The organism is Ruegeria sp. CH11 (assembly GCF_056537105.1).
In genome coordinates, this window is sequence record NZ_JBQFQX010000002.1 from 20,518 (window position 1) to 45,242 (window position 24,725).

The 24,725-nt window shown below is 59.5% G+C and carries 22 protein-coding genes; 6 read left to right on the forward strand and 16 right to left on the reverse strand.

Going from position 1 to position 24,725, the window contains the following annotated elements; genetic code table 11:
• The first annotated feature begins 1 nt into the window (after position 1).
• The gene (locus ACR0LX_RS03955) at positions 2-1,198 is read left to right on the forward strand and encodes a UbiH/UbiF family hydroxylase (protein WP_480782653.1); all 1,197 of its coding nucleotides are present in this window, start codon (positions 2-4) and stop codon (positions 1,196-1,198) included.
• Positions 1,199-1,229: 31 nt separating this feature from the next.
• On the opposite strand, the gene ACR0LX_RS03960 is transcribed toward ACR0LX_RS03955, so the two are convergent.
• On the reverse strand, positions 1,230-2,357 hold the full coding sequence (locus ACR0LX_RS03960; protein WP_480782654.1) for an aminotransferase class V-fold PLP-dependent enzyme: 1,128 nt from the start codon (positions 2,355-2,357) through the stop codon (positions 1,230-1,232).
• 230 nt (positions 2,358-2,587) lie between these two features.
• Between ACR0LX_RS03960 and ACR0LX_RS03965 the strand changes: the two genes are divergently transcribed.
• Positions 2,588-3,289, forward strand: a complete 702-nt coding sequence (locus ACR0LX_RS03965; protein WP_480782655.1) for a GntR family transcriptional regulator — start codon at positions 2,588-2,590, stop codon at positions 3,287-3,289.
• A gap of 7 nt (positions 3,290-3,296) precedes the next feature.
• Here the strand turns inward: ACR0LX_RS03965 and ACR0LX_RS03970 are convergent, their stop codons facing one another.
• The gene (locus tag ACR0LX_RS03970) at positions 3,297-3,755 is read right to left on the reverse strand and encodes an Lrp/AsnC family transcriptional regulator (protein ID WP_480782656.1); all 459 of its coding nucleotides are present in this window, start codon (positions 3,753-3,755) and stop codon (positions 3,297-3,299) included.
• Positions 3,752-4,207, reverse strand: coding sequence for an Lrp/AsnC family transcriptional regulator (locus ACR0LX_RS03975; RefSeq protein WP_480782657.1), 456 nt, complete (start codon positions 4,205-4,207; stop codon positions 3,752-3,754). Before ACR0LX_RS03975 ends, ACR0LX_RS03970 begins: the two co-directional genes overlap by 4 nt.
• A 131-nt stretch (positions 4,208-4,338) precedes the next feature.
• Between ACR0LX_RS03975 and ilvC the strand changes: the two genes are divergently transcribed.
• Positions 4,339-5,361, forward strand: coding sequence for a ketol-acid reductoisomerase (ilvC, locus tag ACR0LX_RS03980; RefSeq protein WP_480570502.1), 1,023 nt, complete (start codon positions 4,339-4,341; stop codon positions 5,359-5,361).
• Positions 5,362-5,407: 46 nt separating this feature from the next.
• On the opposite strand, the gene ACR0LX_RS03985 is transcribed toward ilvC, so the two are convergent.
• Positions 5,408-5,863, reverse strand: a complete 456-nt coding sequence (locus tag ACR0LX_RS03985) for an SRPBCC domain-containing protein (protein ID WP_480782658.1) — start codon at positions 5,861-5,863, stop codon at positions 5,408-5,410.
• Positions 5,860-6,171 carry an ArsR/SmtB family transcription factor gene (locus ACR0LX_RS03990; RefSeq protein ID WP_480782659.1) on the reverse strand — a complete coding sequence of 104 codons (312 nt, stop codon included), beginning with the start codon at positions 6,169-6,171 and terminating at the stop codon, positions 5,860-5,862. The genes ACR0LX_RS03985 and ACR0LX_RS03990 overlap by 4 nt, the downstream gene beginning before the upstream one ends.
• Before the next feature lie 78 nt (positions 6,172-6,249).
• Between ACR0LX_RS03990 and ACR0LX_RS03995 the strand changes: the two genes are divergently transcribed.
• Positions 6,250-7,152, forward strand: coding sequence for a DMT family transporter (locus ACR0LX_RS03995; RefSeq protein WP_480782660.1), 903 nt, complete (start codon positions 6,250-6,252; stop codon positions 7,150-7,152).
• On the opposite strand, the gene glmM is transcribed toward ACR0LX_RS03995, so the two are convergent.
• The 8 genes from glmM to ACR0LX_RS04035 form a co-directional block, all read right to left on the reverse strand.
• The gene (gene glmM / locus ACR0LX_RS04000) at positions 7,149-8,492 is read right to left on the reverse strand and encodes a phosphoglucosamine mutase (RefSeq protein WP_480570511.1); all 1,344 of its coding nucleotides are present in this window, start codon (positions 8,490-8,492) and stop codon (positions 7,149-7,151) included. The two genes, ACR0LX_RS03995 and glmM, sit on opposite strands and share 4 nt — an antisense overlap.
• 32 nt (positions 8,493-8,524) lie before the next feature.
• A complete protein-coding gene (gene folP, locus ACR0LX_RS04005; protein WP_480782661.1) occupies positions 8,525-9,523 on the reverse strand; it encodes a dihydropteroate synthase in 999 nt (332 codons plus the stop codon).
• The gene (locus ACR0LX_RS04010) at positions 9,520-10,440 is read right to left on the reverse strand and encodes a dihydroneopterin aldolase (RefSeq protein WP_480782662.1); all 921 of its coding nucleotides are present in this window, start codon (positions 10,438-10,440) and stop codon (positions 9,520-9,522) included. The genes folP and ACR0LX_RS04010 overlap by 4 nt, the downstream gene beginning before the upstream one ends.
• Positions 10,441-10,563: 123 nt before the next feature.
• Complete coding sequence (locus ACR0LX_RS04015) at positions 10,564-11,205, reverse strand: cell wall hydrolase (protein WP_480570520.1); 642 nt, start codon at positions 11,203-11,205, stop codon at positions 10,564-10,566.
• 188 nt (positions 11,206-11,393) lie between these two features.
• A complete protein-coding gene (locus ACR0LX_RS04020) occupies positions 11,394-13,955 on the reverse strand; it encodes a putative PEP-binding protein (protein WP_480782899.1) in 2,562 nt (853 codons plus the stop codon).
• Positions 13,956-14,024: 69 nt separating this feature from the next.
• Positions 14,025-16,250: a glycine--tRNA ligase subunit beta gene (gene glyS, locus ACR0LX_RS04025; protein ID WP_480782663.1), complete on the reverse strand. Its 2,226-nt coding sequence runs from the start codon at positions 16,248-16,250 to the stop codon at positions 14,025-14,027.
• A gap of 9 nt (positions 16,251-16,259) precedes the next feature.
• Positions 16,260-17,474 (reverse strand): sodium/glutamate symporter, encoded by a 1,215-nt coding sequence (gene gltS / locus ACR0LX_RS04030; protein WP_480782664.1) that lies wholly within the window; start codon positions 17,472-17,474, stop codon positions 16,260-16,262.
• Between the two features lie 7 nt (positions 17,475-17,481).
• On the reverse strand, positions 17,482-18,003 hold the full coding sequence (locus ACR0LX_RS04035) for a DUF6446 family protein (RefSeq protein WP_480782665.1): 522 nt from the start codon (positions 18,001-18,003) through the stop codon (positions 17,482-17,484).
• A 91-nt stretch (positions 18,004-18,094) separates the two neighbouring features.
• Between ACR0LX_RS04035 and ACR0LX_RS04040 the strand changes: the two genes are divergently transcribed.
• Positions 18,095-18,727 (forward strand): MarC family protein, encoded by a 633-nt coding sequence (locus ACR0LX_RS04040; protein ID WP_480782666.1) that lies wholly within the window; start codon positions 18,095-18,097, stop codon positions 18,725-18,727.
• 8 nt (positions 18,728-18,735) lie between these two features.
• On the opposite strand, the gene ACR0LX_RS04045 is transcribed toward ACR0LX_RS04040, so the two are convergent.
• Positions 18,736-19,665, reverse strand: coding sequence for a glycine--tRNA ligase subunit alpha (locus ACR0LX_RS04045; RefSeq protein ID WP_480782667.1), 930 nt, complete (start codon positions 19,663-19,665; stop codon positions 18,736-18,738).
• Between the two features lie 204 nt (positions 19,666-19,869).
• Between ACR0LX_RS04045 and ACR0LX_RS04050 the strand changes: the two genes are divergently transcribed.
• Positions 19,870-21,600 carry a serine protease gene (locus ACR0LX_RS04050; protein ID WP_480782668.1) on the forward strand — a complete coding sequence of 577 codons (1,731 nt, stop codon included), beginning with the start codon at positions 19,870-19,872 and terminating at the stop codon, positions 21,598-21,600.
• A 55-nt stretch (positions 21,601-21,655) separates the two neighbouring features.
• Here ACR0LX_RS04050 and ACR0LX_RS04055 read toward each other — a convergent pair whose 3' ends face one another.
• Positions 21,656-23,230 carry a 5-guanidino-2-oxopentanoate decarboxylase gene (locus tag ACR0LX_RS04055; RefSeq protein ID WP_480782669.1) on the reverse strand — a complete coding sequence of 525 codons (1,575 nt, stop codon included), beginning with the start codon at positions 23,228-23,230 and terminating at the stop codon, positions 21,656-21,658.
• Positions 23,230-24,678, reverse strand: coding sequence for a TrkH family potassium uptake protein (locus ACR0LX_RS04060; protein ID WP_480782670.1), 1,449 nt, complete (start codon positions 24,676-24,678; stop codon positions 23,230-23,232). The genes ACR0LX_RS04055 and ACR0LX_RS04060 overlap by 1 nt, the downstream gene beginning before the upstream one ends.
• Between the last annotated feature and the right edge of the window lie 47 nt (positions 24,679-24,725).

The following is a 24,725-nucleotide window of genomic DNA, read 5'->3' on the forward strand; positions in this document are numbered from 1 at the left end:
CATGACCGACAGTTGTGATATCCTTGTGTCCGGCGGTGGTATTGCGGGGCTGACCGCCGCCGCGGCCTTTGGTGCTGCAGGTTATGATGTGATCTGCGTCGACCCGACGCCTCCGGTGACAGAGCGAGACGTTGACGGGTCGGACATGCGCACCACCGCGTTTCTGCAACCGGCCCGCGCATTGCTTGATCAATGCGGTCTTTGGCAACGGCTTGAGTCTGACGCTGCACCGCTTCAGATCATGCGTATCGTCGACGCTGGCGGAGATGTACCAGAGCCGCGCGTCGTGCGCGATTTCAATGCCGCCGATATCTCGGACCAGCCATTTGGTTGGAACCTGCCGAACTGGTTGCTGAGACGGGAAATGGTCGCCCGCCTTGCCGAGTTGCCCAGCGTCGACTTTCGACCCGGTGTCGGCACGGTCAGCCTGTTCACCCGGACCGCCGAGGCGCGCGTTGGGTTGAGCGATGGCAGCCGAGTCCGTTGCAAACTGGTGATCGCTGCAGACGGCCGCACATCACCGATGCGCGAGGCCGCCGGGATCGCCGCCCACACCATCCGGTATGGTCAAAAGGCACTTGCTTTCGCGGTTACGCACCCGATCGCCCACGACAACGTCTCGACCGAGATCCACCGGTCAGGAGGCCCCTTCACGCTGGTTCCGCTGCCGGATTGGCAGGGGCAGCCCTCGTCAGCCATTGTCTGGATGGAACGCGGCCCGCGGGCGGTTGAACTGCTGAACCTCGACGCGACGGCGTTCGAGGACGCAATGACCGAACGGTCCTGCGGGCTTTTTGGGCCGCTAAAACTCGCTTCACGCCGGACGATCTGGCCGATCATAACCCAATCCGCCGAGCGGTTGTCAGGAGAACGTATCGCACTGATGGCCGAGGCTGCTCATGTGGTGCCCCCGATCGGGGCACAGGGGTTGAACTTGTCGCTTGGCGATCTGCGTTGTCTGTTGGACTTGGCGCAGGCAAAACCCGATGGTTTGGGCGAGGTGCAGATGCTGGATGCCTATCACAAGGCCCGCCACACCGACATCACGCTAAGGGTCAAAGGGATCGATCTGCTGAACCGCGCCTCAATGATCGAAGCGCGGCCTTTGCGGGATGCGCGGGCGATGGGGCTGAACGCGCTCTATTCCATGCCGCCCGTGCGCAAGACGTTGATGCAGATGGGTCTTGGCGTGCGATAGACCGTTGAGCGGGCTTCCGCCCGCCACCCGGTCAAAGCACCTGGTCCAGAACCCGTGTCAAACGCGCAACGGTGCCATCAACATCATACAGCTTGTCCAGACCAAACAGGCCCAGACGGAAGGTGCTGAAGCCTTCCGGCTCGTCACACTGCAGAGGCACACCAGCGGCGATCTGCATCCCGAGGGCTGCGAATTTCTTGCCGTTCTGCACCTCGGGATCCGAGGTGTAGCTGACCACGACGCCTGGTGCGCCGAACCCGTCCGCCGCGACCGAAACGATACCCCGCTCCCGCAACAGCGCCCGAACGCCATCGCCCAAGACCCATTGCGCCTCGCGCAGTTTTTCGAACCCGTAGTCGCGCGTTTCGATCATCGTGTCGCGGAAGGCGCGCAGTGAATCCGTCGGCATCGTTGCGTGGTAGGCGTGACCACCGTTTTCATACGCCTGCATGATCTGCCGCCATTTCTTCAGATCGATGGCAAAGCTGTCCGATTCTGTCTCGGCCAGCTTGGCCTCGGCGCGTTCCGACAGCATGACCAGCCCGGCGCAAGGCGTAGCGCTCCACCCTTTTTGCGGGGCCGAGATCAGGACGTCCACGCCAGTCGCCCTCATATCGATCCAAGCGCAGCCCGAAGCAATGCAGTCCAGCACCATCAGCGCGCCGACCTCGTGCGCAGCGGCCGCCATCGCAGTCACATAATCGTCGGGCAGAATCACTCCGGCTGATGTTTCGACGTGCGGTGCAAAGACGATATCCGGGCGTTCCGCGCGGATTGTTTCCACGACCTCATCAATCGGCGCAGGGGCAAATGGTGACGGGCTGGAATTGCCGGTTTGCCGCGCTTTCAGCACCGTCGACGAGGCGGTCAGCCCTCCGGCCTCGAAAATCTGGCTCCATCGATAGGAAAACCACCCGTTCCGAACGACAACCGCCTTTGCACCGCGCGCAAATTGTCGTGCAACGGCCTCCATCCCGAAGGTGCCGCCACCGGGCACAATCGCAACCCCATTAGCGCAATAAACGTCGCGCAGCATGTCCGAGATATCGCGCATCACCTGCTGAAAGCCGGCTGACATGTGATTGAGTGAACGGTCGGTAAACACGACCGAAAACTCCTCGAGACCATCGGGGTCAACGGTGTTCAACAAAGCTGGCATGATCTGTCCTCTCCTTGGCTGAATCGTTTCTGCACTGTCTTGACGCAACGGTAAAGCCGCAAAGAAATGCGACCAACTGACCTAACGGAAAGAGCAACCCAAGGTTTTATTTTAAAACTCCCCATGCAACAAATGGACGAAATGACGCCAACCAGTGTCACCATCTCTTTACACCGTGACGTGTTTCTGAGCAGATACGCTGACTTTGAGTAAGAAGGATATTACCGCCAGTGGCTTCGCAAAAGCGGATCAGTTTTCAAGTAGTAAGAGATGAAGTCAAACGCAGGATCGAGTCGCGCATCTGGCCGCAAGGGTCTTTGCTTCCGACCGAGACCCAATTGGCAGAGGAATTCAACTGTGCCAGAGCGACGGTGAACCGCGCCCTGCGCGAGCTGGCCGAACAAGGCTTTGTCGAGCGCAAACGCAAAAGCGGGACGCGCGTCACCAAGGAACCGCAGAAACAGGCCAAGCTGGAAATTTCGCTGGCCCGGCAGGCAGTCGAAAAGCAGAACTCGGCCTATCGCTACGCTTTGGTCGAGCGCAAAGTCGTCTACAGCCCGGGCTGGCTGACGTCACAGCTGAATGTCGAACCCGATGCGCGGGTCCTGCATGTGATCTGCATGCACTACGCCGATAATCGACCTTTCCAACTTGAAGAACGCTGGATCAACATTGGTGCCGTCCCCGAGGTCGAGCATGCCGACCTGAACAATAGCGGACCGCATGAATGGTTGCTGAGCGCTGCACCCTTTACCGAAGCGGAAATCTCGTTCTGCGCGGTATCCGCTGACGGACGTTTGGCCGAATTCATGGGCACCACGACCGGGACTTCTATGATACAGCTCGAGCGGACGACGTGGCGTGACGGCACCCCGATGACATTTGCCCGCATGACACATCACCCGGGATACTGCATCCGGTCGAGGTACTGATACCGGCCTATCCGATCGGTCCCGGAAAGCGTTCTTCGCTCAGCAGCACGTTGGCCTCGACGTCGCCCGCCCCTGGTAAGGTCATGATCCGACGCCGCAACACGCGTTCGAAATCCGAGAGATCGCGCGCAACCACCCGCAGACGATAGTCGTAAAGCCCCAGCACATGCTCGACGGTCTGAACCTCGGGAATGGCGCTTACGGCGCGTTCAAAATCTTCAAGGCTGACATGCCCTTTGCGGGCCAGCTTGACCCCTAGAAACACGGTGACGCCAAAACCCAGCGCCTCGGCATTCAGCCGCAGGCGACGCCCTTTGAGGATGCCTGCCTGCTCCAGCCTGCGAATGCGCCGCCATGTAGCGGGCTGAGACAGCCCAAAACGCCGCCCCAGCGCCCCGGCACTTTGCGTCGCGTCTTGGGCCAGCGCGCGCAAAATCTTGCGGTCGATTTCGTCCAATTCGGTCATACCGGCAGCCCCTCATCGTGCTTGACCCGTGCGATATGCATCAGGGCCTCGATATCGGCGATATGGGGCAGCGTCAGAATGCGATCGCGATAAACCTGCTGATAATGCGCCATATCCCGCGCCAGAACCGACAAGCGCACATCCACCCGTCCCAGAAATGTCTGAATCTCGATGACCTCGGCCACGCTTCGAGCCGCGGCAGTAAACTCGTCAAAGGCGCGCGCTTGAGTCTTGTCCAGCGTGACACGCAAGGAAACCTCAACCGCATAGCCAAGCGCGGCCCAGTCGATCACCGCCTCTTGCCCCTCAATGATCCCGGCCGCCTGCATCTTTTCGATCCGCCGCCAACAGACGCCCGGACTTATGCGGCATCGTTCCGCCAGTTCTGCGGCCGACAGGCTGGGTTCGGCCTGAAATTGGCGCAGGATACGCCGATCAAGATCATCGAGCATGATTTTCACGTTTTTTTCTTTATTGAAGAATTAATCTTCGCCTTTTTCCTAAATACTCAATTCTACAACACTCGCCAATACCCATTCACCCAGATAAAACCACCGCAATTGAAACAGAAAGGACCGGCAAAATGCGCGTCTATTACGATCGCGATTGCGACATCAACCTGATCAAAGACAAAAAAGTGGCTATCCTGGGCTATGGCTCGCAAGGCCACGCCCATGCGCTGAACCTGCGCGACTCGGGCGCCAAGAACCTGGTCATCGCACTGCGCGAAGGTTCGCCTTCGGCCAAGAAAGCCGAAGCCGAAGGTCTGCAGGTCATGGGTATCGCCGAAGCGGCAGCCTGGTGTGACGTGATCATGTTCACCATGCCCGACGAATTGCAGGCCGAGACCTACAAGAAATACGTCCACGACAACATCAAGCCAGGCGCTGCCATCGCATTTGCCCACGGCCTGAACGTGCATTTCGGCCTGATCGAGCCGAAAGAAGGCGTCGACGTCATCATGATGGCCCCCAAAGGCCCCGGCCACACCGTGCGTGGCGAATACACCAAAGGCGGCGGCGTGCCCTGCCTGGTCGCCGTTCACAACGACGCAACCGGCAAAGCGCTGGAAATCGGCCTGTCCTATTGCTCGGCCATCGGTGGTGGACGCTCGGGCATCATCGAAACCAACTTCCGCGAAGAATGTGAAACCGACCTGTTCGGTGAACAGGCGGTTCTCTGTGGTGGTCTGGTCGAATTGATCCGCTGCGGTTTTGAAACTCTGGTCGAAGCTGGCTACGCGCCCGAAATGGCCTATTTCGAGTGTCTGCACGAGGTGAAGCTGATCGTTGACCTGATCTATGAAGGCGGCATCGCCAACATGGATTACTCGATCTCGAACACGGCAGAGTACGGCCAGTACGTCACCGGCCCGCGTATCCTGAAATACGACGAAACCAAAGCGCGGATGAAAGCCGTTCTGGACGACATCCAGCAGGGTAAATTCGTTCGCGACTTCATGCTGGAAAACGCCGTTGGTCAGCCGACCATCAAAGCGTCGCGCCGTGCCAATGACGAGCACATGATTGAAGAAACCGGCGCCAAGCTGCGTGGCATGATGCCATGGATTTCGGCCGGTAAGATGGTCGACAAAGAAAAGAACTAAACCTGACTTCAGTCAGTGAACGGGCGGCCTCGGTGGCCGCCCTTTTTCATGCGGTGACCGCGTTCGCGAAACACTGCCCCAGCACAAAATCCCACCCGGAATCGTACCCGCTGCGTTTGTCCGGGGCGTCGCTGGCCCAGATTTCCCAACCCGAATGCGTCAACGTCACCGTTGCCTGCCCGGCCCCATTATCTTCGAAAGCGACGTCCACGCGGGTTGGTTTGTCAGCGTTGGTCCCCGGATGCCAGGTAAATGCCAAACGGTGCCCGACATCGAATTCCAACACCTTCCCCCAATCGGCACGTGTTCCGTCGAACATTGTCTCGTAGATCGCCCCGCCGACCAGAGGTTCGATAACCACAGCAAGCGCTGGCTTGCCTTTCGATGCCGAAACAGCATGACCGCCCAGAGGCCACCATTTCGCGATCCGATTGACGAAGATATCAAAGGCGCGTTCTGCCGAGGCATTGACGATCACGGTCTTAACAATTGGCTCGGTCATTGGCCCTCTCCCCCTTCGTTAACTTCTTCGGCAAAGCTGTTCATGACATCGGACCAATACTGATCCAGCCAGGCGCGCAGTTCTGCCAACCCTTCGGATCTTACGGCATAGATCCGTCGCGTGCCTTCTGCTTGGCTCATGACCAATCCCGCGTCAGATAGCACCTTCAGGTGCTGCGACACTGCAGGTCGGCTGACAGGCAATTCGGCGGCAATTTCGCCCACTGCCCGAGGCTTGCCTGCCAATACCTCAAACACCCGTCTTCGGGTTGGATCTGCCAGAGCTGAAAATGCCAATTCGTAAGTCATTACTTACCGTAAGTGAAAGCTTACAATAAGTCAATATCACCGCGTGACTCTGATCACGACGCGGGATAAGGGGATGAAATGATTCAACAACCCAACCAACGCGACTGGGCCGGTGTCTTCTCGCTCGGCTTGATCTGGGGTGCCACATTCATGGTGGTTGCCTTAGCGCTAGAAGGCTATGGGCCGGTGACCGTCGCAACAGCTCGGACCACATTGGGTGCGCTCACTTTGCTGCTATTGATGCAGGCGACGGGGCGTCGGCTGCCAAGCCTCGACACCTCGCTATGGGTATCAATCCTTTTCATCGGGTCCCTGTCGACCGCGCTGCCCTTCATGTTGCTGAGCTGGGGCCAACAATATGTGCCGTCTGCTTTTGCGGGCCTTTCGATGGCTGCGGTACCTCTGATGGTGCTGCCACTTGCGCATTTCTTTTCGGACGAACCGCTGAATCTACGTCGCCTTGTTGGTGTGCTATTTGGCTTTTCTGGTGCGTTGGTGCTGATTGGGCCGGGTCTTGCTCAATTGGGTCAGGGCGCGGTTCCACTGGCACAGCTGGCCTGCATCGGGGCTGCGCTCTGCTATGCCTGCTCGTCAATTCTGACCCGACGCTGCCCACCGATTGACCCGGTAACACTGGCCGCTTTGTCGTTGGTTGTCGGGGCGGTAATCCTGCTACCCATTATGCTGATCACCGAAGGAGTCCCAACCTGGCAAGACAACCGCTCTAGCCTTGCCATCATCGTTTTGGGCCTGATACCAACCGCGTTTGCAACACTGCTTCGCGTATCTGTCATCCGCAGCGCCGGGTCGGTCTTCATGAACCTCGTCAACTACCAGGTACCCATCTGGTCCATGGTTTTCGGCGCCTGGGTTCTGTCCGAGGCGCTGCCGTTGCGGTTCTATATCGCTTTGATCATGATCCTGACCGGTTTGGCCATCAGCCAATGGTTCAGTCTGCGAAAAATGCTGATCGGACGCTAACCGGCTGCCGCCTCGACCTCGGCCACGATGCCGTCGACCACCTGCAGCAACAGCGCATCATCCTCGCACTCGGCCATGACGCGGATCAGCGGCTCGGTCCCGGATTTGCGGATCAGCAGGCGGCCTTGCCCGCTCAGACGTGCTTCGGCATCAACAATCGCCGCCTGTACGTTAGCCGCTTCGAGCGGCAATTGACCCGCCTGATAGCGCACATTCTTCAACAGTTGCGGCACCGTTTCGAATTGCCGCGCCAGTTCCGAGGCTTTGCGCCCGGTCAAAACCATCTCGGACAGGAAATGCAGACCAGCCATCAGGCCGTCTCCGGTGGTGGCATAGTCGCTCATCACGATATGGCCGGATTGCTCACCACCCAGGTTAAAGCCCCCCTCGCGCATGCGCTCGACCACATAGCGGTCGCCCACAGCCGTTCGTTCAAGACGCAAACCCTGTCCGGTCAGGTGCCGTTCCAGCCCAAGGTTCGACATCACCGTTGCAACCAGCGCCCCACCCTTCAACTGATCTGCTCGCGACCAGGCACCGGCCAGCAGCGCCATCAATTGATCGCCATCGGCCACCTGACCATTTTCGTCGATCACAACGACGCGATCCGCGTCACCGTCCAGACAAATGCCCACATCCGCACCATGCGAGACCACGGTTTCCGCCGCCACACGCGGTTTGGTCGATCCGCAATCCAGATTGATGTTCTTACCGTTCGGAGAGATACCAACCGGGATCACTTCGGCACCAAGCTCCCACAGAACTTCGGGCGCTGTGCGGTGGGCCGCGCCGTTGGCGCAGTCGACCACCACTTTCAGGCCATCAAAGCGCACCTGACGCGGCAGCGACGATTTCACCCGTTCACCATAGCGGAAACGGGCGTCATCCACCCGACGGGCACGGCCGATGTTCTGAGCCTGCGCCGGGCTGACACCCTGCTCGATCAGTTGTTCGATCTCAGCTTCCGCCTGATCGGACAGCTTGTATCCGTCTGGCCCGAAGAATTTGATGCCGTTATCTTCGGCCGGATTGTGGCTGGCTGAGATCATGACGCCCAAATCAGCGCGCATCGACCGAGTCATCAGCCCAACCGCAGGGGTCGGCACCGGTCCCAGCAGCAGCACGTTCATTCCGGTCGAGGTCAGCCCGGCCGTCAGAGCGTTCTCGAGCATATACCCTGACAGGCGCGTATCCTTGCCGATCACCACCCGGTGCACGCCCGAGGCGTCGCGGCGGAAATACCGCCCCACAGCGGCACCGATGCGCAACGCCATTTCCGCCGTCATCGGGTGCGTGTTGGCGGTGCCTCGCACCCCATCGGTTCCGAACAGCTTGCGCATGTGTAGATCTCCTGAAACTTCTTTCGAACCGATTACCGGACAGCAGCCCACAGACGCAAGGCCTGAGCAGTCTCAGCGACATCATGTACACGAAGGATCTGCACGCCTTGCGACAGACCCGACAAAGCAACCGCGATCGATCCGGGCGCGCGCGCGTCCTTGCGTGGCTCTTTACCGATCTGTCCGATAAAGCCCTTCCGGGATACGCCCAGCAGAATTGGGCAACCCAAACCGTGAAACAGGCTGAGATTGCGCAGAAGCGCAAGATTATGCGCCTCGGTCTTGCCGAAACCGATACCGGGATCGACGATGATCATGTCCCGTGGCAGGCCAAGCGAAACCAGCTTTGCGATCTGACCTTCAAGAAAATCAAAGACGTCCAAAACCACATCATCGTATTGTGGATCATCTTGCATCGTCGCGGGGTCACCCTGCATATGCATCACGCAGACAGGCACTTTGGTTTCGGCACAAAACGGGGCCAGATACGCGTCGAAGGTGAAGCCCGAGACATCGTTGATCAAGCCCGCGCCAGCCTCGTGCGCAACCCGAGCGACCGCCGCTTTCCGCGTGTCGATCGAAATCAGCGCGTTTGTTTCGGCCTGGATCGCCTCGATCAGTGGCTGCGTTCTTGCGATCTCTTCTTTCTCATGGACCAGCGTTGCACCTGGGCGCGTCGATTCTCCGCCGATATCCAGGATGCTGGCACCTTGCGCAACCATGTCTCTGGCCGCCGCCAGTGCGACATCAACCGAATTATGAACTCCGCCGTCTGAAAAGCTGTCCGGAGTGGCGTTCAAGATGCCCATGATTTGCGAGGTTGCCATGTCCAGGCCAGCGATGGCCGCGCGCGGCGCTGTCAATCTAGTTGAGGTTTCAGGCGGAACTTCTTGTGCGGAAACAATTTCTGCGGATCCGTGGCGGGCAAGAGCTTCGGCATGGGTGAACCACAATTCCTGCCCCGCCAGCGGCATCGCACCGGCAGGCCTGTTTGGCCCATGTTGAACCAATGGCCGGTAATATGTGGTCACAGCTTGGCCTGCGCTGTGGAAACCGCACGCAGGGGCGTTTTCGGCGCATCGGGCAACTCGCCTCCGATCACCAGCATCTCGCTGGCCTCGAACGTCGCCGCAAACCACGCCGCCAGCGCCACAGCATCAGACGGAGCAGCGGAAGGACCATCCACCGCATCCAGAACGATTTTCGACGGGGCCCAGACGCAGATCTGACCGTTCTTCATCGCCCAATCCAGTTCGGTCCGCGTCGAGACCACAACACAGCGGTGATCGCGCGCGGCCAGAACCCAGGCATTCTGCTCGATCGCCAAAAGGTCAATCCGGCGCTGCGTCATCGCATGTCCTGTTTGCGGAACGGCCATATCCGCCGCGCCAACGCAGAGGATCAGGGGGCGTTGACGATTTTCCAACTGGTCAATCCAGCCGGTCAGATTGTCCGATGCGATGGCGGCGTTGGACAGAAAAACCAGACGCGGATGCGGGCGCTCCTCCTCGGTGACCTCGGCGTGAACCGCGTCTTTGCCACGCACGATCTCGACACCCAGAGCACCCGGCCCACGATCCAGTTTTTCGATGCGAACAAAGGCCCTTACAGCCTGCGGCTCAAGCAATATCCGTTCCGCCACGCGGTCCGCCAGCGTTTCCAACAGGTTCAATCGCTCGGCGGCCAGCTCATAGGCAATCGCTTCGGTCACACGGTCATAGGACAGAATACGATCAACATCATCGTCAATCGGATCGGTCAGAGGGCGCACCTCGACCACGATATTGAAACAGATACGCTGCGTGGTGCCACGCTCGGCCTGAAACGCACCAATCTCGACATCAACGATGTGGTCGCGCAACGAGATGCGATCCAACGGACCGCGCGTGGCTGTCGCCTCCGAACGCTCGGATGGATGCGCGAAGGCAAGACGAATCTCAGAACTCATGGGTCGGGCCCTTTGCCAACATGAAGAGTTCACCCAATTTAGGTGTCCCGAGGGCCTATAGCATCGCGACAAGCGCCATTCTACCCGCCGAATGCGGCGTCACGCGCGACATTCGGCCGGTTCTCAGTTGCTGGCGGTGCGGTAATTGTGGCGATAGAAGATATGAACGCCGATCCGGGCGGTTTCTTTGTACACCCGCGACCAGGACGGACGCACTGCCTTGGTGTGGTAGTGCGTTGCACCAGACGTCATCTCATCACTCACGCCGTCAATTGCAGCGCGGGCCACCTTGGCCACACGTTCATAGGCGCGTTTTTCGTGGATGACTTCTTTCTTACCGTCGCAGGTATAGGTGAACTGGCATTGGTATTTCTTACCGGTTCCCTGATTGATCACGCCACACAGCGAATTGGGAAAGCGAGAGCTGTCGACGCGGTTCAGGATCACCTCGGCAACGGCAAACTGACCACGGATGCTTTCACCGCGCGCTTCGAAATACAGCGCTTCGGCCAGGCAGCGAAAATGTTCGTCCCCTGATGCCTTGGGCAGCTGATCCAGCCAGGCTTTCGTGTAAGAGATTTCGACCGGTTCCGGCGCTTTACGCGGCTTGAACAGCTTCAGATAGTCGCGAAAGCTCTGCGCCGGAAGTTCATTCCGGGCGACCAGTTCATTTTTTGTGGTTTCGACACCCCGCCTCTCGGCAGCGGACAGACTCGGCAGCACGGTTGCCGCCGCTAAGGCAACAGCCACTATGTAGCGTTTCATCAGATAACCTCGCACAGGCACACAAACGCGCCAAACCCTCCCCCGGCGGGCGCGAGGAGGCTGATACCCGATACGAGGGCAAACGTCCAGTTTTGTGGAAAACGCAAGAGGAATCTTGCGCAGGTGCCCAAAAAACTTTGGCCACCATTCCATCCCAAACCCACTATTTCTAGGGCTTTGAGGCTAAGTCAACCCCCAAGTTTGGAGGAAATCGCCAGTTGAGCGGCAGATAGCCGAGCGACGGGTACCCGGAAGGGTGAGCACGAGACATAGTCAAATCCAAGCGCGCGGCAGATGGCGATTGATTCGGGGTTTCCCCCATGCTCGCCACAAACAGAAAGTGTAACGTCTGGTTGTGCTTGGCGCCCGCGCTCAGCCCCCAGTTTCAACAGCTCACCGACGCCATCCGCGTCAAGTACGTGAAACGGGTCTTCGTTGAATACACCCAGCCGAACATAAGCGGACATAAACCGCCCAGCGTCATCGCGCGACAGCCCATAGGTCATCTGCGTCAGATCGTTGGTGCCAAAGCTCAGAAACGCCGAATGCGGCGCGATCTCGTCGGCGCGCATGCAGGCGCGCGGGGTTTCCACCATCACGCCCAGTCGATAATTGATCTCTTGCCCTTTTTCCGAGGCGACTTCGGCAGCGACCGTATCGATGCGCGCCTTGACCAGCTCGACTTCTCGCTTGGCGGATACCAGCGGGATCATCACCTCGGGCACAACGGGTGCACCGTCCTTGCTGGCCTCAAGCGTTGCTTCAAAAATCGCGCGCGCCTGCATGTCGTAGATCTCTGGCACGGTGACACCCAGTCGGACCCCGCGCAAACCCAGCATCGGGTTGTATTCGCTCATGGCGTCCACGCGGCGTTCGACATCGGACACCGGCAAATCCAGCGCTTCGGCCAGCTCGCGTTGGCCAGTGCGGGTGGTCGGCAGAAACTCGTGCAGCGGCGGATCGAACAGGCGGATACAGACCGGCTGACCTTCCATGATGCGGAAGAGTTGTACGAAATCCTGCCGCTGCATTGGCAGCAGGCGTTCCAGAACAGCTGCCCGGCCCGATGGTGTTTGCGCAAAGATCATCTCGCGCATCACAGTCAGGCGACCGGGATCAAAGAACATATGCTCGGTGCGGCACAATCCGATTCCCTGCGCCTGAAAGTTTCGTGCGGTCTGCGCGTCGGCGGGGGTGTCGGCATTCGCGCGAATGGCAATGTCGCGCTCGGCATCGGCCCAGGACATAAGGGTTTGAAAACAATCGTCCAATGCCGCCTCAAGCATTGCGGGCTGCCCCGCCAAGACCTGGCCGGATGACCCGTCGATCGTCAGAGTATCACCTGTTTTGAAGGTGCGCCCATCCGGCGCCGTCAGCAGCTTTTTCTTGGTCTGAAACCGCATCTCTGACGCGCCGACGATACAGGGCAGCCCCAAACCGCGCCCGATCACGGCGGCGTGGCTGGTCATGCCGCCCTTTTCCGTCAGAACCGCCACGGCGGCGTGCATTCCGCGCACATCTTCGGGTGAGGTTTCACGGCGCACCAGAATGCACGGCTCGCCCCGCGCCGCGCTGGCTTGCGCCTCGGCTGCGGTGAAAACGACGCGCCCGGTCGCAGCCCCGGGGCTTGCGGCAATGCCGGTTGTCAGCACGTCGCGCTCGGCATCCGGGTGAACCTGACGGTGTAGCAATTCGTTCAGAGAATGCGGATCGATCCGCATGACCGCCTCTTGCTGCGGGATGATGCCATCCTCGGCCAGCCGCACCGCAATCCGCATTGATGCACGAGAGCCGCGCGGAACCCGAACTCCGTCCAGAATATGCACATGGCCGTTTTCGATCACGAATTCGACCTGCATTTCTTCCCGCAACTTTTCACGCATCAGGGCGGCATGCGCTTTGAGCTCGTCAAATGCCTCGGGGGCCACATCTTCCAGCGACTGCCCGCGTGGATCCTTTTCCAGATAGAGGGCCGAGACCCCCTCACCTAGCGCATCGCGCCCCTGACTCTGGCTTAGATAACGGCCGGTGATCTGCGGCATACCGGTGGCCGGATCAACCAATTGCAGTACACCTGATCCGCATTCGCCCTGCCCGACGCCCGGGATCATCTCTTGGATCACCAGGCCCAGACCGGCGTCCGCAGGGGCGCCCTTGGCCTGCCTCAGCAGCCGGGCCGAGGTTCCGTCCCACGCACGCGCCATCGACCGCAGCACTCCGATCAGTTGCTCGCCTCGATCCTGGGGGAATGCCTCGTCGGTTTCGTCCTCATAGGCGCGCAAGGACAGGCTCAGCCCCTCGCGCCCGTCTGCCTCGATATCGTCGAACACATCAGGGTCCAGACGGGCCACATGCATCGCATAGCTTTGCACGAACCTCAGATACAACGCTGCCGCCGCATCCCGGCCCATCTCGGCAGACACATCCAAATAGCGTGCGTCGTTCATCCCGATGTTCAAAACCGCACCGGGGCCGCCCCAATCGGGGTCTTGCGAGCTGGGACGCACGCACAACAACGAAGACGGGTCGAACTGTTCAAGAATGGCGGCCATGTCCGGGAATTGACCGTTTGCAATCTGCTGCACGGCCTCAAACGACAGGGCCACCGTCCGGGGCACCGGCAATTCCAGCCGGGCCAGTCGTTGCAGGCACTTCGCCCGGCCACCATGGGTGTCGGCGGCAACAGGGGCGTCAGCGGTGATAAGCGTTGTATGCGGATTATTCTGCACTGCGGCACCTTTTGGTTTCACCGCAGCATAGGCACCTGCGCCCCTCACGCAAGGGCGTTCTGGGCGCGCAGGAACGCGCGCGCCCTTGGATCAGCCCTCGATCCGGGTCAGATCGGCAACGCTGGAGCAGACCTGACGGATCTGGCTGAGCAGGTTCAGACGGTTGCGACGCAGGATGTCATTGTCGGAATTGACCTGCACATCCTCAAAAAACGCATCTACCGGCCCGCGCAACGTGGCCATCGCGGCCATGGCGGCCGGGAAGTCCTCGGCCTTCAAGGCCGGGTCGATCTTGGCCTTGGCTGCCTCCAGCGCCGCAAACAGAGCCTTCTCGCTGTCGGTTTCCGCAAACTTGATGTCCGCGCCATAGGAGTATTCCACGCCATCCTTCTCCTCGGCCTGGGTCAGAATATTGTTGGCACGCTTGAAGCCCTGTACGAGGTTTTCCCCATCCTCGGTCGCAATCACCGCGTTCAGCGCGCGGGCGCGTTTGACCAGCAGATTGAGGTCGTCATTCCCCTCCATCGCGATACAAGCGTCGATGATGTCGTGACGGATGCCTTCGTCTCGGAGGAAGACCTTGAGGCGATCATGGAAGAAGGAGAGGAGGTTTAGCTTGTCCTTGTCCAGTCGTGACAAATGCCGTTCTTCGGTTGTCGTCCCATCGCTGTCCACGACAGCGTAAGCCAGTTCTTGCAGCTGATCGTTGGACAGGTATTCTGCTATCCCACTTTTGCCAATAGCATCGCCTTTCGCGCGCACCTCACTGCCTTTGACTGCGATAAGAGTAGCGAGCAAATGGCGCTCAATCGTTCGAGAGGCTAGGCCAATTCTCAGATTGTTGCCCAAAACTAGTCTTACGACCCCCAGCGCTGATCTTCGCAGAGCAAACGGGTCTTTCGAGCCGGTGGGTTTCTCATCAATCGCCCAGAACCCGGTCAGCGTGTCCAGCTTGTCGGCCAGCGCCACGGTCACCGAGAGCGGCGCGGTTGGCACGTCATCCGATGGTCCCAACGGCGAGTAATGCTCCTGCGCCACGGCGGCGACGGCAGCGTTTTCGCCAGCTGCTTCGATATAGTACCGCCCCATAAGCCCTTGCAATTCCGGGAATTCATAGACCATCTCGGAACTCAGATCGGCCTTGGCCAGACGCGCGGCTTTCTCAGCTTGGTCCGCGTCTGCCCCAGTCACCGGGGCCAGTTCGCGGGCCAGCGCGGCGATGCGGTCGATCCGTTCGGCCTGCGTGCCCAGCTTGTTGTGGAAGGTCACGTTTTCCAACGCACGGGTCCATTGGGCGATGTCCGATTTGGCGACACGCAGGTCGTTCTCCCAGAAGAACTTGGCATCCGCCAGACGCGCCGACAGCACCTTCTGGTTCCCCGCCAAAATGGTCGCGCCATTGTCGGCGGTTTCGCGATTGGCGACGGTGACAAAGCGTTCGATCCGGCCTGTTTTGGGGTTCTTCATGGAAAAGAATTTCTGGTGTTCTTTCATCGAGGTCTGCAGCACCTCGGGCGGCAATTCGAGGAATTCCTCGTCAATCTGCCCCATCAGAACCACCGGCCATTCGACCAGCCCGGCCACCTCGGCCAGCAGACCCTTGTCCTCGACCACTTCCAGACCGGCGGCAAAGGCCATGTTCTGGGCGTCGTTCCAGATGTGCTCAGCACGTTCCTCGGGCGACAGGACCACAAAGGCGCGCTTCAGCTTGGCCGCGTAGTCGTCGAAAGACGTCACCGAGAACCGGTTCGGCGCCATAAAGCGATGACCTTCGGTCGTGTCGCCGGATTTGATCCCTTCAACCTCCATCGGCACGACCTGCGCACCGGAGTCGTCAGACAGAATGCACAGGATCGAGTGCAGAGGACGCACCCAGCGCATGCCACCCCTGCCCCAGCGCATTGATTTGGGCCACGGGAAGTTGCGCATCGTCGCTTCTAGAACCTCGGCCACGATTTCGGCAGCCGGGCGGCCGGGTTTTTCGATGGTGGCGAAATAGACCGCCCCTTTGGGCGTATCCCGCTCTTCCAATTGATCCCGGGTCAGGCCTGCGCCGCGCAAAAAGCCCTCGATGGCTTTGTCCGGCGCGCCGACTTTGGGACCCTTGCGTTCTTCGCGGATCGTGGGACTTTCTGCCAGCAGCCCTTCGACCGCCAGCGTCAGGCGACGCGGTGTAGTCAGCGCAGCAGCCCCGGCGTAGGTCAGACCGCCCTCGACCAGACCGTCGGTGATCCGCTTTTTCAGGTCTTCACCGGCGCGCGTCTGCATGCGCGCGGGGATTTCCTCGGAAAACAGTTCGATCAGCAGGTCGGGCATTTTCGGTCCTTAGAAATTGACGATCGTCTGGATGACGATGGCATTGGCGATATCCACAAAGAATGCGGATACAAGGGGCAGCACGATAAAGGCAATAGGCGACGGGCCATATCGCTTGGTCACGGCGGTCATATTTGCAATCGCGGTCGGGGTTGCGCCCAAAGCGAAACCGCCGAAGCCCGCTGCCAGCACAGCGGCGCGGTAGTTGGAGCCCATGACCGGGAACAGCACCCAGATAACGAATACAAGCGCAAAGAGCGTTTGGGCCGTCATGATAACAACGATCGCAAGCCCAAGTTCCGCTATGGTCCACAATTGCAGGCTCATCAGCGACATGGCCAGAAAGGCACCCAGCGAAAACTCCGAGATCAGCGCCAAAGATGGTGTCTGCGATACAGGAGGCCGATTGGGAACAAGCGCGGTGCGCAGATTGGCGATGACAATTCCCATGATCAGACAGGGTACAAACAGCGGTAGCTTCAGCCCGGCAGCGCTGATGACTTCGCCCAGAAAATAGCCCGCGATAATGGCGAGGTTCAGATACAGAAGCACCCGCATGATCGTCAGGTGGTCGATTTTGGTGTCCGCATCGGTCGGGTCGTTCGGCAGGCCGATCGTGTGTTCTTCGTTGGGACGCGACGGGCTGAGGCTGCGGCCTTCGACCAGATACTTGGCAATCGGACCACCGATCAGCGCCGCCAGAACCAAACCCAGCGTCGCCACCGCAACGCCCAGTTCGGTCGCGCCGTCCAACCCGGTAACTTCGGCCACTTCGGGCGCCCATGCAATTGCCGTACCGTGCCCTCCGATCAATGCAGCAGAGCCAAACAGAACCCCGGCTTGCGTGGGATATCCGAACAGCGACGCACCAAATGCGCCCAGTACGTTTTGGGCTATGATCGTGATCAGTGTCAGGATCAGAAGCAAAAACAGGGGCTTGCCGCCCGAAATCAAATCTGAGATTCGCGCGTTCAGACCGATGCCCGCAAAGAACACGACAAGCAGAAAGTCCCGGGTACCAAGCTCGAAAGACAGCTCAATATCGAACACCAGATACAGCAGCAGCACGACCAGAGAGGCCAGCAACCCTCCGCTGACGGGTTCGGGGATGTTGAACTGCCGCAATGCGGCGACGCGCGCATTGATCTCGGCCCCCAGAAGGTAGACCGCGAACCCCAGCGTTGCGGTCAGAAAATCTGGGATATGAACGGTTGCGGCGCTCATGCGGTCCTCATTCGGTTGGCCGGGGCGGGCACTCCTCGCCAACCACGGTCCCGTCATAGGCTTTCTCACCGCAATTGTTCAACGCGTGCCAGACATATCCTTTACCGTCTTGGGTGACGGCGACAATTCGGTCGACACCGTAGTGGACGTTCTTGACCCCCAAGTAGGCCTGCGCTTGCCCCGATTTCAGCGCATCAGCCAGAGCGGCCGCGTCATAGCAATCGAACCACCCCGGTGCGGTCAGGGGTTCCGCATCCTCGACTGTTTGATAGGCGCGAAGGTCATCATGCGTCAGGTCTGTTTCAAAACAAGCACGATAGCGGATCGGTGAACTGTCTGCATCAATCGCCTGAAAGGCGGTGTAAGAAATGGCCGTCGGGTCTTCTGCGCCTTGGGCCACCAGCGCCACATCCTGTCCGGGTTTCGCTTCGACATCATAGTAGAACCCGTAAATTTGCAGGTAATACATACCGATCCCGGCGGCTAGGGCCGAGACCAGCAGTACAATCGCAAGCAGTTTTCCGGTCATAGTCTTCCTCTCATGCTTACGATGCCCCTTTCATGCGGCGCGAAAATAGGACAGGTTCCGATGGATTACAGGGCAAAACGAGATTTGTGGAATGGACACGACCCTTGCCGTAGGATTCTTTGGCGCGCTTTTTGCAATCATGAACCCGATTACGAACCTGCCGGTATTTCTGAGCGTGACGGACGGGTTGCCTCCGGCGGACCAAAGAAAAGTCGCCGCAAAAACAGCCGTCTACTGCCTGATACTTGGCGCGGCCTTCGCCGCGATCGGGAACAAAACACTGAGCCTGTTCGGGATCAGCGTTGATGACCTGCGCGTTGCGGGCGGGCTGGTCGTCCTGATGATCGGGCTGAATATGCTGAATGGTAATCAAAGCACGTCCCACCACGGCACCAAGGGGGAACGGGAATCCTACCCTGAGCCCGACACAGTTGCATTTTATCCCTTGGCATTCCCGATCCTTGTCGGCCCAGGTACGATCACGACACTGATCCTGTATGCGCACCACATCAGCAGCGCCATTGATGCCATTGTTTATGCTGGCGTATTTCTGGTTGTCCTGTTGCTGCTGTTCGTCACTTTCTGGAACGCCTCGGCCATCGCCAAGCGTCTGTCGGAAAATGCCCGCGTGATCATGAGCCGTTTCATGGGCATGATCCTGTCGGCCATCGCAATCGGCATGATCGCGGCTGGCCTGAAGGTTTTGCTGCCTGGTTTGGCCTGAAAGGCGCATCAGGCCACGTGCCCGGCGGCCTCGGTTTGAACGAAGGCGTCGGCGCATTGCTTGGCCAGCGCACGGACCCGGCCGATATAGGCCTGCCGTTCGGTCACCGAGATCACGCCCCGTGCATCCAGCAGGTTGAAGATGTGACTGGCCTTGATGCACTGATCATAAGCGGGATGCGCCATGATGATGCGCTTGCCGGTTTTCGGATCGTCATGTACCTGCGCCAGAATAGCGGCGCACTCGGCCTCGGCCTCTTCGAAATGGCGCAGCAGAACTTCGGTGTTGGCCACGTCGAAATTCCAACGGGCGTATTCCTCTTCGGTCTGTTTGAAGATATCGCCGTAGGTCAACGGGCTGGGCGATTGCGGATCGTTAAAGGGCATGTCCATCACATGATCGATACCCAGCACGTACATCGCCAGACGCTCAAGCCCATAGGTCAGTTCGCCCGAGACCGGCGCGCAGTCATGGCCGCCCACCTGTTGGAAATAGGTGAACTGGCTAACCTCCATGCCATCGCACCAGACCTCCCAACCCAGCCCCCAGGCGCCCAGCGTCGGGCTTTCCCAGTCATCCTCGACAAAGCGGATATCGTGCAGGTCCATATCGATGCCGATGGCCTGCAACGATCCCAGATACAGTTCCTGCAAATCAGGCGGGCTGGGTTTGATCAGCACCTGATACTGATAATAATGCTGCAACCGGTTCGGGTTCTCACCATAGCGCCCGTCGGTCGGACGGCGCGAGGGCTGCACATAGGCCGCCGCCCAAGCCTTGGACCCCAAAGCGCGCAGGGTGGTTGCCGGATGGAACGTCCCTGCCCCTACTTCCATGTCATAGGGCTGCAGGATGGCGCAGCCCTTGGATGCCCAATAGGTCTGAAGACGCAGGATAATTTCCTGAAACGAGCGTGGTGCGCTGGACGGTTCGGTCATGACATTCCCTCTGGGTGCAACAGCACCCGGTTCCGGTCGGTTTCGCCCTTCCTATGCAAGGGGCAAAGGGGCGTCAACGGGCCAATGGCCACGGGCTGTCACTGAGCCGCCACACTGTCGATCCGCCTTCATAGGGGCATGGCGTTTGATCCATGCTTTCGCGTAATCTGCGCCAAAGACAAAACACTGCGAAACGGGCAGACAATGACACGTGTATTTTCGGTAATTCTTTTAATTTTCCTTTTCGGCCTGCGCGCCGCAAGCGCGCAGCAGGATCAGGGCGTTTGGGTCCAGGTCGAGGCACAGCCTTCGCTGCGCGAGGCGCAGGAACGGGCGCAGGCCTATGCCAGCAATCTTCCGGATGTCAGCGGATTTCGCTTGAACAGTGGCTGGTATGCAATTGTTATCGGACCATATTCTCGTTCGGATGCTGAACAGGTTCTGCGCGTCTATCGGACGGAACGCCAGATTCCCAATGACAGCTACATCGCGTTCTCGAACTCGTTCAATCAGCAGTTCTGGCCCGTTGGCATCAACACTTTGGACCGCCCGGCCATAGCCACGCCGGTCACGCCCGAGGAACAACCGCAGGCCAGCTTAACCATCCAGCCGTCAGAGGAAACCCGGGCCGAAGCCCTGCGCGGTGAACGTCTGCTGACCGCGCAGGAACGTAAGGACCTGCAAACCGCATTGCAGGCCGCAGGGTTCTACGCCTCGACCATCGATGGCGCCTTTGGCGCTGGAACCCGTCGGTCCATGCAGGAATGGCAGCGGTTCAACGGCTATGAAGCAACCGGCGTTCTAACCACCCTGCAACGCAAGGCGCTGATGGACGACTACAACGCGCCGCTGATCAGCGTCGGGATGGGTCGCTATGCCGACAGCGATGCAGGCATTTCGCTGGATCTGCCGCTAGAGGTCCTGGCCTTTGACCGGTACGAAGCCCCGTTTGCCCATTTCAAGCCCACCTCGGATCTGGACGCAAAGGCCCTGCTGATCAGTCAAGAAGGGTCCCCGGCCACGCTACGGGCGCTTTACGACGTGATGCAGTCGCTTGAAATTGTGCCGTTGAACGGCCCCCGCGACCTGCGCGGCAACAGCTTTTCGATCGAGGGGCACGGCAATGGGATCGTTTCATACACGCAGGCAGCGTTGGACGACGGCAAGATCAAAGGGTTCACGCTGGTCTGGCCCGAAGGCGACGACGCGCGCCGGTCCCGGGTTCTGGCCGCGATGCGCGCCAGTTTTGCGACCACCGACGCGGTGCTTGATGACGGCGCAGGAGCTGACGCAGAACAAAGCATCGACCTGATCTCGGGCCTGCAAGTCCGCAAGCCGCGTCTGTCTCGCTCGGGCTTCTTTGCGGATACCGGAGGCTCCGTCCTGACCGTCGCCGAGGCTGCAAACAACTGCGCCCGCATCACTCTGGATGGCGACCAAGAGGTGCAAGTGGCTTGGGCCGACGCTGACTTGGGGGTTGCGGTGCTGCGTCCGACGCGAACGCTGAGCCCGATCAGCGTGGCCGAGTTTAATTCGGAGCAGCCACGCATTCAGTCGGATGTGGCCGTGTCCGGTTTCTCGTATCAGGGGGCTTTGGGTGCACCGACGCTCAGCTTCGGGCAGGTCGCCGATATTCGCGGCCTGAACGGTGAGGCCGGCGTGAAACGCCTGAGCCTGTCGACCCAACCAGGCGATGCGGGTGGCCCGGTCTTCGACGGCAGCGGCAATGTGATCGGAATGGTGCTGCCGACACCTTCGGACGGGCGCAGCCTGCCTGCCAGCGTCAGCCTTGCAGCAAACGTGGATCGGTTGACGGAAATCCTTGGAAAGGCAGGAGTTTCAGGTCAGCCCGGTCAAGGCACAGCCAACATTTCACCAAACGAGCTCAGCCGACGCGCGACAGGTATGACCGTCCTGGTGCATTGCTGGGACTAAACCAAATGCCATCAGGTAAACGGCGCTGTATTCAACAGCGCCGTTTTTCTTTGGATCAAAGAATATCCGGCGTTACGCGGATCAGTGTTGGCACAGGTGCCGCAAATGCGTCGCGCAAAGCAATTTGCATCTCGTCGAGATTGCTGGGCGCAGCCGAGCGCGCACCGTAGGCCTCGGCGAGTTTGCAGAAATCGGGATTGCGCGCCACCACAGCGTTCGGCGCGATTTGGCCGCGGACCATGCTGTCTTCGATCTCTTTCAGCTTGCCGTTGTCCCAGAGGATGATCGGTAGCGACAGGCCCAGTTCCACCGCCGTTCCCAATTCTTGCACTGTGTACTGAAACCCGTAATCACCTGCGACTACGGCGGTCGGTTTCCCGCGTCGTGCCACCGCCCCGCCGATAGCTGCGGGCAGCGCATAGCCCAGCGTTCCGAACCCCGTCGGATGGTGCCAATGACCGGGGTAAGCCATATCCCAAACCTCTTTCGCGACATACGCAAATTGGGTCATATCTGAATAGATCATGGCGTCCAAAGGCATAGCAGCCCGCAGCGCATCCAGCACGGGGACAATGCCCGGACGTTCGGCATCAATCTCGGCCCGCCAGCGACTGCGGGCCTGTGCGACCTCCTCAGCGCTCCAACCTGTCGCGGGCTTCACCTGATCAGAAGCGGCAAGCAGGGCATGGGCAAAGCTCTCGCTATCTGCCTGCAGTTTGATTGCGGCACGGTGACGATCCGACAGCACTTCAGGGTCCAGATCGACGCGAACAAGATTGGCTGCATGCCCTAAATCGGTGCGCCACAGATCCACCTCGGCCAGTTCCGTCCCGACCGCAACCACCAGATCAGCCGAGGCGATCACTTCGGCGCTGCTTGGTCTGGGCAACATGGCTCCAAAGTCCAAGTTATAGCCGGTACCCGTCAGACCGCGACCGGCATAGGTCGTGAAGCACGCAGCCCCCAACTGTGTCAAAATCTGCCGCCAAAGGTTTGACCGTGCACCACCGCCCAGAATGAACAGCGGTCGCTTGGCGATGTTCAGCATCGACATGACCGGTGCAACATCTGGCGGCAGAACCTTGGTGCGTAACGCGGGTTGGTTTGGAAACGGCGCGGGGTCGGCTTCGGCCTCGAGCTGCGCGATGGGAACCTGAATGTGTTTTGGCCTTGGGCGCGATAGCTCAAACTCTTCGAACGCGCGCTCGATCAGACCGTACGCAGCTTGTGCAGTGTCGGCCTGACACGACCAGTCGGTAACCGTTTCGGCTGCGGCCCTCTGATCCTTCATCTGATGCAATTGGCCGCGCTGTGCCTGTGTCTCATCAAGGCAGGACGAGATCACCAGCATCGGCACCGAGTCGCTATAAGCCTGCCCCATCGGCGTCATCGTATTGCATAACCCCGGCCCGGTTATCACATAGGCAACACCCGGCTTGCCTGTCGCGCGCGCATAGCCATCCGCCATGAACCCTGCACCCTGCTCGTGCCGCGCCAGAACATGGCTAATCCCAGCCTCTTCGATCCCGCGATACATCTCCTGATTATGCACACCCGGAATGCCAAAGATGACATCCACACCGCGTTCTTTCAGCGCGTGAGAGATTTGCGCGCCAAGGGGTCTTTTCATCAGCCTCTCCAGAATTGGACGGTAAATATTGCGTATACGGCCAACAGCTCTAACCGCCCGACCAGCATGCCAATGGTCAGCATCCACTTGGCCGTGTCATTCAACCCGGCAAAGTTGCCAGCCGGACCGATCTGGTCACCCAGGCCCGGTCCCACGTTTGCCAACGCCGTTGCCGCGCCGGAAACGGAAGTGATGAAATCCAGACCGGTCAGCGCCAGCGCCCAGGACAGCACCCCCATCGACAGGACGAAGAACATGAAAAAGCTCATGACCGAGGTCAGAACATCGCGGCTGATCGGGCGACCGTCATAGGTAGGTACAAAGACCCCATGCGGCGTTCTGATCCGGTTGATTTGGGTTTTGATGGACGCGATCAATAGCTGATAGCGGAAGATCTTGATTGAACAGGCGGTCGATCCGGCACACCCGCCGATCAGGCCGATCAGAAAGAACACCATGATCGGGAACCCGCCCCAGCCCATATAATCAACACTGGCATAGCCGGTGCCCGAGATGATCGAGGTGATGTTGAACAGCGACTCGCGGAACGCCTGTTCCCAATGGTGCGGAAACACGGAAGTCAGAAACACGGTCATGACGATGACCAGCACCAGGATTGTCGCCAGAAAGGCCCGGATCTGACTGTCACGCAGCAACGATGTGCTGTGTCCATTGGCCAGTTGCACATACCGCACGAAGGGCAGCGCAGCGAGGATCATGAATACCGAAGCTGCATATTCCGCTGGCCCCGAAAACGTACCAAAAGACGCATCGTAATTCGAAAACCCGCCCGTTGATATTGTCGTGAACGCATGCACCACGGCGTCAAAAAAGCTCATTCCCAGACCGGCATAGACCAACGCACAAACAACAGTCAGGAAGACATAGATCAGGGAAATTTGGCCCGCTATCTCCTGCGCGCGTGGCAGGATTTTCCCCATGGTTTCAAACCCTTCCGAGCGGAAGATTTGCATCCCGCCAACCCGCAATTCGGGCAGGAACACCATCGCGACGACGATGATCCCGATACCGCCAAGCCACTGCAGAACGCCGCGCCACAGCAACAGCCCGCGCGGCAGGTCATCCAGACCCGAGATCACGGTGGAACCGGTGGTCGTCAGGCCGGACATGGCCTCGAAATAGGCATCGACGAACCGCAATTCGGTTTCGCCGAACAGAAAGGGGATCGCGCCGAAAACAGGCAGCGCGACCCAGACGCCGGTGGTCAGCAGAAACGTCTGCCGAATGGTCAGCCCCTCGCCTACGCCGTTCGAACAGGCCATCGCCAGGACCGTGCCGGTCAGCATCGTGATGACCGCGCTTTCAAGGAAAACGTGCCACTCCCCCCGGCCCTCGATCAGGTCCGCAAGCATAGGCAGCAGCATGGTCGCCCCAAGAATGGCGACCAGCAGGCCAATCACATATCCGACCGGGCGAAAGTCCATCATCCCGCGAAGGGTTGGCTTGGTGGCCCGGTGGTGTCAAGCGGGTGGAC

Coding starts and splice junctions, on each gene's coding strand:
- ACR0LX_RS03955 (WP_480782653.1), top strand. CDS start 2: ATGACCGACAGTTGTGATATCCTTGTGTCCGGCGGTGGTATTGCGGGG.
- ACR0LX_RS03960 (WP_480782654.1), bottom strand. CDS start 2,357: ATGCCAGCTTTGTTGAACACCGTTGACCCCGATGGTCTCGAGGAGTTT.
- ACR0LX_RS03970 (WP_480782656.1), bottom strand. CDS start 3,755: ATGACCGAATTGGACGAAATCGACCGCAAGATTTTGCGCGCGCTGGCC.
- ACR0LX_RS03975 (WP_480782657.1), bottom strand. CDS start 4,207: ATGCTCGATGATCTTGATCGGCGTATCCTGCGCCAATTTCAGGCCGAA.
- ilvC (WP_480570502.1), top strand. CDS start 4,339: ATGCGCGTCTATTACGATCGCGATTGCGACATCAACCTGATCAAAGAC.
- ACR0LX_RS03985 (WP_480782658.1), bottom strand. CDS start 5,863: ATGACCGAGCCAATTGTTAAGACCGTGATCGTCAATGCCTCGGCAGAA.
- ACR0LX_RS03990 (WP_480782659.1), bottom strand. CDS start 6,171: ATGACTTACGAATTGGCATTTTCAGCTCTGGCAGATCCAACCCGAAGA.
- ACR0LX_RS03995 (WP_480782660.1), top strand. CDS start 6,250: ATGATTCAACAACCCAACCAACGCGACTGGGCCGGTGTCTTCTCGCTC.
- glmM (WP_480570511.1), bottom strand. CDS start 8,492: ATGCGCAAGCTGTTCGGAACCGATGGGGTGCGAGGCACCGCCAACACG.
- ACR0LX_RS04010 (WP_480782662.1), bottom strand. CDS start 10,440: ATGAGTTCTGAGATTCGTCTTGCCTTCGCGCATCCATCCGAGCGTTCG.
- ACR0LX_RS04015 (WP_480570520.1), bottom strand. CDS start 11,205: ATGAAACGCTACATAGTGGCTGTTGCCTTAGCGGCGGCAACCGTGCTG.
- glyS (WP_480782663.1), bottom strand. CDS start 16,250: ATGCCCGACCTGCTGATCGAACTGTTTTCCGAGGAAATCCCCGCGCGC.
- gltS (WP_480782664.1), bottom strand. CDS start 17,474: ATGAGCGCCGCAACCGTTCATATCCCAGATTTTCTGACCGCAACGCTG.
- ACR0LX_RS04035 (WP_480782665.1), bottom strand. CDS start 18,003: ATGACCGGAAAACTGCTTGCGATTGTACTGCTGGTCTCGGCCCTAGCC.
- ACR0LX_RS04040 (WP_480782666.1), top strand. CDS start 18,095: ATGGACACGACCCTTGCCGTAGGATTCTTTGGCGCGCTTTTTGCAATC.
- ACR0LX_RS04045 (WP_480782667.1), bottom strand. CDS start 19,665: ATGACCGAACCGTCCAGCGCACCACGCTCGTTTCAGGAAATTATCCTG.
- ACR0LX_RS04050 (WP_480782668.1), top strand. CDS start 19,870: ATGACACGTGTATTTTCGGTAATTCTTTTAATTTTCCTTTTCGGCCTG.
- ACR0LX_RS04055 (WP_480782669.1), bottom strand. CDS start 23,230: ATGAAAAGACCCCTTGGCGCGCAAATCTCTCACGCGCTGAAAGAACGC.
- ACR0LX_RS04060 (WP_480782670.1), bottom strand. CDS start 24,678: ATGATGGACTTTCGCCCGGTCGGATATGTGATTGGCCTGCTGGTCGCC.